This window comes from Corynebacterium sp., from assembly GCF_022712195.1.
Lineage (GTDB): Bacteria > Actinomycetota > Actinomycetes > Mycobacteriales > Mycobacteriaceae > Corynebacterium.
In genome coordinates this window covers 34,278-40,531 of the sequence record NZ_JALAGY010000070.1, presented here as the reverse complement: position 1 = coordinate 40,531, position 6,254 = coordinate 34,278, and the positions used below count along the sequence as shown (strand labels likewise).

Sequence of the window (6,254 nt, the reverse complement as noted above, 5' to 3'; positions counted from 1 at the left end):
GTCCCCCGGCAGGACACCACCCGCCGCACCGTCGGCTGGGCCGTCGGGCTCACCGTCCTGGTCGCCGTGCACTGGCTCGCGATCAACAGCACCGACTTCTACCTGGAACGCCTCGCCGCCGGCTGGTCGAACATCGTCAGCTTCTTCGCCGACGCCGTACCGCCGGACCTCGACTGGGACACCGTGATCCGGCCCGGACTGGACGGACTGCTCACCACACTGTGGATCGGCCTGCTCGGCACCACCTTCTCCGTCCCCTTCGCGGCGGTCCTGGCGATGGGCGCGGCCCGCACCGTGACCTCCAACCGGGTCATCTACCAGATGTGCCGCAGCATCCTGTCGTTCCTGCGCGCCGTCCCCGACATCGTCTTCGCGCTGATCCTCGTCACCGCGGTGGGCCTCGGCCCCTTCGCCGGGGTGATGGCGCTGATCCTGCACAACACCGGGGTGATGGGAAAACTCTGGGCCGAGGCCGTGGAAGACACCGACCAGGGCCCGCAGACCGCGCTGCGCACCGCCGGCGCATCCCGCCTGCAGCAGCTCACGCACGCCACCGTGCCGATGTCGCTGCCGCAGATCACCGGACTGCTGCTCTACCGGTTCGACGTGAACGTCCGCAGTTCACTGGTCCTGGGCCTCGTCGGCGCCGGCGGTATCGGCCTGCTGATCAACCGGTCGATCAAGACCTTCCAGTTCAACGAGATGTTCACCTACATCATCATGGTGCTCGTCCTGGTCGTCCTCGTCGACCAGTTCTCCGCCTGGCTGCGGCGCCGGCTCTGACCGGTGCTCAGACCCCGGCGCCGACGCGGGCCTCCTCCTCGGAGGGTGCCTCGTCCTCGTCGCCGGTGAGGAAGGCGTAGCTCACACCGGCGACGGCGGCACCGACCAGCGGCGCCAGGATGAACAGCCACACCTGTGCCAGTGCGTCACCACCGGCGAACCACGCCACGCCCAGGGAACGGGCCGGGTTCACCGAGGTGTTGGACACCGGGATGGAGATCAGGTGGATCAGGGTGAGGGTCAGGCCGATGGCCAGCGGCGCGAACCCGGCCGGGGCCTTCTTCGAGGTGACACCCAGGATCACCCACAGGAACACGGCGGTCAGCACGACCTCCGTGAGCGCGACCGCGGCCAGGGAGTAGCCGTCCGGGGACAGGTCACCGTAGCCGTTGGTGGCGAAACCGGACCCCGACGCGCTGAAGCCGTCCTTCCCGTCGGCGATGACCCACAGCACCGCGCCGGCCACCGTGGCGCCGACGACCTGGGTCACCCAGTAGGGCACCACGGCGGACCACTCGACACGTTTCGCGACCGCGCAGCCCAGCGTGACCGCCGGGTTGAAGTGGCCACCGGAGATGTGGCCGACGGCGTAGGCGGCGGTGACCACCGTCAGACCGAAGGCGAGGGCGACACCGACGAAGCCGATGCCCATGTTGATGGTGTCGTCCGCGACGACCTTCGCGGCGAGCACGGCGGAGCCGCAGCCACCGAAGACCAGCCAGAAGGTGCCGAGGAACTCGGCCCAGAGCCGCTTGGACATGGGAGGGGTGGGCATGGTGTCTCCTTGTTCGGTTATGACGGTGTGATGGTATTACTTATTAACACGCTTCCTGCATGATGGGAATACCCTCCATAAAAAACTCTGCGTGTACCGAAATGAGCATGGCGGACGTGAACAAGGTCAGTTCACGTCCGCCATGCTCGATTCGGTACGCCGGGGCCCTTAGCCCGGGTCCCCTAACTCAGGGCGATGTACTTCGTCTCGAGGTACTCCTCGATGCCCTCGGTGCCGCCCTCGCGTCCGAAACCGGACTGCTTCACCCCGCCGAAGGGCGCGGCCGCGTCAGAGATCGCACCCCGGTTGACGCCGACCATGCCGGCGTCGAGGTTCGCCGCCAGGTACCGGGCGTTCTCCATCGACTCGGAGAACCCGTAGGCCGCCAGACCGAACTCGGTGTCGTTGGCCATGGCCACACCCTCCTCCAGGGAGTCGAAGGTGGTGACGGTCGCGACGGGGCCGAAGATCTCCTCCCGCAGGATCCGGGCGTCCTGCGGGACGTCCTTCAGGACGGTGGCCGGGTAGAAGTACCCCGGCCCCTCCGGCACGGTGCCGCCGGTGGTGACCGTCGCGCCGGCGGCGACGGCCTCGTCGACGAGCGCGGCGATGCCGTCACGCTGCTTCGCGGAGATCATCGGGCCCAGCGTGGTGCCCTCGTCGAGTCCGTGGCCCATGGTGACCTGCGACATCGACTCGGTGAGCCGTCGGGTGAACTCCTCGGCGACGGACGAGTCGACGAGGAAACGGTTCGCCGCGATGCAGGCCTCCCCGCCGTTGCGCATCTTCGCGGCCATCGCGCCGCTGAGGGCGAGGTCCAGGTCCGCGTCCGCGGCGACGACGAAGGGGGCGTTGCCGCCGAGTTCCATGGAGGTGCGCAGCAGCTGGTCGGCGGACTGCCGCACCAGGGTCGCGCCGACCGGGGTGGACCCGGTGAAGGTGACCTTGCGCAGGCGGTCGTCGGCCATGAGCGCCTCGGAGATCGCCCCGGAGTGCGTGGACGGGACGATGGTGACCAGTCCGGAGAGGTCCCCGAACTCGTCGCTGACCTCGTCGAGGGCCTGCCGGATGACCTCACCGACGAGGATCATCGTCAACGGGGTCTCCTTGGCCGGCTTCACCACGACCGGGCAGCCGGCGGCCAGGGCCGGGGCGATCTTGCGGGTGGCCATCGCCAGGGGGAAGTTCCACGGGGTGATCGCGAGGACGGGGCCCACCGCGTGCCGGGACACCAGGATGTGCCCGTTGCCGGCAGGCGCCTGGGCGAAGCGTCCGGGGATGCGGACGGCCTCGCCGGCGAACCAGCGGAAGTAGCTGTTGCCGTAGGTGACCTCCCCGCGGGCCTCGGCCAGCGGCTTGCCCATCTCCAGGGTCATGGTGATGGCGAAGTCCTCGGCGCGGTCGTTGATGATGCCGAAGACGCGGGTGAGAACGTCGGACCGGCGCTGGGGCGGGACGTTCTCCCAGATCTTCTGGGCCTCGACGGCCCGGCCGAGGGCGTCGAGGGCGTCGTCGGCGGAGCGGTCGGGGACGGTCGCGAGCACCTCGCCGGTGGCGGGGTCCTCGACGTCGAAGGTGCTGTCGACCTCGCCCACCTGGGCGGCGAGCAGGTCGGTCAGGTCGGACGGGAGTGTGCGGTCGGTCATGACGGTTGTTCCTCCTGTGTTCTCGTCTACTTGTGTGCGCGGATCGCGTCGGCGAGCACGCCGAGGCCGTCCCGGAGCAGGTTCTCGGGGATCACCAGCGGCGGGAGCAGGCGGACGACGTTGCCGTCCATGCCGCAGGTGAGGATGAGCACGCCCTGTGCCTTGCAGGCGTCGGCGACGGCCTTCGTGGTCGCGGCGTCGGGGCGGCCGTCGGTGTCGGTGAACTCGAGGGCGATCATGGCGCCGCGTCCCCGGACCTCGGCGAGGCCGGTGTCCGTGCCGACGAGGGGTTCGAGGACCTCGCGGACGACGGCCTCGATCTCGCGGGCACGGCCGTTGAGGTCGAGGGACTCCATCTGGTCGACGGCGGCGAGTGCCGCGGCACAGGCCACGGGGTTGCCGCCGTAGGTGCCGCCCAGGCCGCCGGGGTGCGGGGCGTCCATGATCTCGGCACGTCCGACGACGGCGGACAGCGGCATGCCGCCGGCCACGCCCTTGGCGATGGTGACCAGGTCGGGGACCACGTTCTCGTGGTCGGAGGCGAACCAGTCGCCGGTGCGGCACATGCCGGCCTGGATCTCGTCGGCGACGAAGACGACGCCGTTGTCGCGGCACCAGTCGGCGACGGCGGGGAGGAAGCCCTCGGCAGGCTCGATGAACCCGCCTTCGCCCTGGATCGGCTCGATGACCACGCAGGCCAGGTTGGATGCCCCGACCTGCTGCTCGAGGGTGGTGATCGCGCGCTCGGCGGCCTCGGGGCCGGTCAGTCCGTCGCGCAGCGGGTAGGACACCGGTGCGCGGTAGACCTCGGAGGCGAAGGGGCCGAAACCGGACTTGTAGGGCATGTTCTTCGCGGTCATGGCCATGGTCAGGTTGGTACGGCCGTGGTAGGCGCGGTCGAAGACGGCGACTCCGTTGCGTCCGGTGTGGCTGCGGGCGATCTTCACGGCGTTCTCCACGGCCTCGGAGCCGGAGTTGAACAGCACGGTGCGCTTGTCGTGGTCGCCCGGGGTGATCTCGGCGAGTTTCTCGGCGACGCGGATGTAGGACTCGTACGGCGAGATCATGAAGCAGGTGTGGGTGAAGTGCGAGGCCGCGTCGCTGACCGCGTCGACCACCGCCTGGTTCGACGCACCGACGGTGGTGACGGCGATGCCGGAGGCGAAGTCGACGAAGGAGTTCCCGTCGGCGTCGACCAGGACGCCGCCGTCGGCGTCGACGATGTAGTGGGGCAGGTTCGGGGTCACCGCACGGGGGACGACGGCGTCCCGTCGTGCGGCCAGGGCCGCGCTGCGTGGCCCGGGTCCGGAGGTGACGGTGGTGCGCTCCTGCGGGAGGCGGTAGGTGAGGTCCTTCATCGGGTGGCTCCTTCGTGTCCTTCTCGGCGGATCTCGTCTGGTGTGCGTGGGTGCCATTATGCGGCGGGACGTGGCCTCGGCGACATGGACAGTACGGCGAAACTCGGACGCCTCTATGTACAGTTGGGCCATGACCGACGACATCCCCCTGCGGTGGCTGCGTGCCCAGCGCGCCCTGGACCTGCGGCAGCTGGCGGCCCCGGCGGACCCGGAGGCCGGCTTCTCCGTGATCCAGCCGACCGAGCTCACCGACCCACGGGAGTTCCTGCAGCCACGCGCGGTCGTCCTGACCGTGGGGGTGGCCCTGAGCCGGGAGCACGCCGACGGAGCCGACGGACAGGACCCCTTCCCCGCCTACGTCGACCGGCTCGCCGAGGCCGGGGTGACGGCGGTCGGCGTCGGGACAGGCCTGTTCTTCCCCGCCGTCCCGGACACGCTGGTGAGGGCTGCGCGCGGCCACGGCATCGCCGTGTTCGAGGTGCCCCGCCACACGGCGTTCATCTCGATCCTCAACACCGTGACCGAGGAGCGCGCCCGGCGCGGCCGCCGGGAGCAGGAGGGCCTCGTCCTCGCCCAGGAGAAGCTCAGCGCCGCCGCCGTCCGCGGTGGCCTGGACGACCTCATCACCACCACCGCACGCCAGCTTGACGCCGCCGTGGCCGTGACCGACAGCGACGGCCGGGTGCACGGGCACCACGACCGGACGGGCCGCTCCGCCGTCGCCGTGGCGCGACGGCAGCGGGCCAGCGGCGCCGACCACACCGACGGCCGGTGGCGGCTCACCCAGCGCATGACCCCGCAGGGCGACAGGTTCCACCTGGTCACCGTCGTCGCCGACCACCCGTTCAGCCCGCACGACCGGTCCGTGGTCAAACACGCGGCCGGCCTGGCGGACATCCTGCTGCAGCGCCCCGCCTACCTGCGTCGCAGCCGCACCGGGCTGAACTCCCTGGCACTGCAGCTCCTGCTCGGACTCGACGGCGGCGACAAGTCGATGGGCCGGGTGCTCGACGAGGCCGCCGACGGCGATGGGCACGTACGCCCGGTGGTCGTCGCCGCGGACCGTCGGACCGACCTGGACCGTGCGGTCACGGCCGCGGACCACTCGGCGGCCCGTGCCGGGGGCCACCTCTTCGTCACCGACCTTCCCGGGGAGGGTGCGGACGCCGCGGGTGCACTGTTCCTGTTCCGGGGCTCACGCACCGTCACGGCGGTCGCGGAGGAGTTCGGCGACGCCGCCGCCCGGGTGCGGATCGCCGTGGGGGAGCCGGTGGCATGGGACGGGGTGACCACCGCGCGGGTGCGGCGTCTCGAGACGGCGGCGCGGGCGTTGACACCGGGCCGGCACGTGGGCCCGTACGAGGCGGGGACGGACTGGCTGGAGCAGCCCGAGGTACGGTCCGCCCTGGACCGGCGCGCCGCGGAGACAGTGGACCGCCTGGCCTCCACCGGTGACGAACTGCAGGCCACGCTGGTGACCTGGCTGCGCAGCGGATGCCGGGTGGCGACCACCGCCGACACGCTGGGGGTGCACCGGCACACGGTGCGTGCACGCCTGGACCGCATCGCCGCGGTCTGCGAGGTGGACCTGGACGATCCGGTGGTGCGGGCCGAGCTGCTGCTGGTGTCGGTGACACGGCGGTAGACGCGGGATCCTTGGCCTCCCGGGGCCGCTCAGCCGACGGGGCCGGC

The 6,254-nt window shown here is 70.9% G+C and carries 5 protein-coding genes; 2 read left to right on the top strand and 3 right to left on the bottom strand.

Annotated elements, in window-relative coordinates; translation table 11 throughout:
* On the top strand, window positions 1-783 hold a 783-nt coding region (phnE, locus tag Q0A34_RS09285), incomplete at its 5' end, for a phosphonate ABC transporter, permease protein PhnE (protein WP_291479713.1).
* Between the two features lie 7 nt (window positions 784-790).
* Here the strand turns inward: phnE and aqpZ are convergent.
* From aqpZ to gabT, 3 genes are all read right to left on the bottom strand, one after another.
* Window positions 791-1,558 carry an aquaporin Z gene (gene aqpZ, locus Q0A34_RS09280; protein WP_291479712.1) on the bottom strand — a complete coding sequence of 256 codons (768 nt, stop codon included), beginning with the start codon at window positions 1,556-1,558 and terminating at the stop codon, window positions 791-793.
* A gap of 182 nt (window positions 1,559-1,740) precedes the next feature.
* Window positions 1,741-3,204: an NAD-dependent succinate-semialdehyde dehydrogenase gene (locus Q0A34_RS09275; RefSeq protein WP_291479711.1), complete on the bottom strand. Its 1,464-nt coding sequence runs from the start codon at window positions 3,202-3,204 to the stop codon at window positions 1,741-1,743.
* A 26-nt stretch (window positions 3,205-3,230) separates the two neighbouring features.
* Window positions 3,231-4,562 (bottom strand): 4-aminobutyrate--2-oxoglutarate transaminase, encoded by a 1,332-nt coding sequence (gabT, locus tag Q0A34_RS09270; protein ID WP_291479710.1) that lies wholly within the window; start codon window positions 4,560-4,562, stop codon window positions 3,231-3,233.
* A gap of 130 nt (window positions 4,563-4,692) precedes the next feature.
* Here gabT and Q0A34_RS09265 point away from each other — a divergent pair, with 130 nt between their 5' ends.
* Window positions 4,693-6,207, top strand: coding sequence for a PucR family transcriptional regulator (locus Q0A34_RS09265; RefSeq protein WP_291479709.1), 1,515 nt, complete (start codon window positions 4,693-4,695; stop codon window positions 6,205-6,207).
* The last annotated feature ends 47 nt before the right edge of the window (window positions 6,208-6,254 follow it).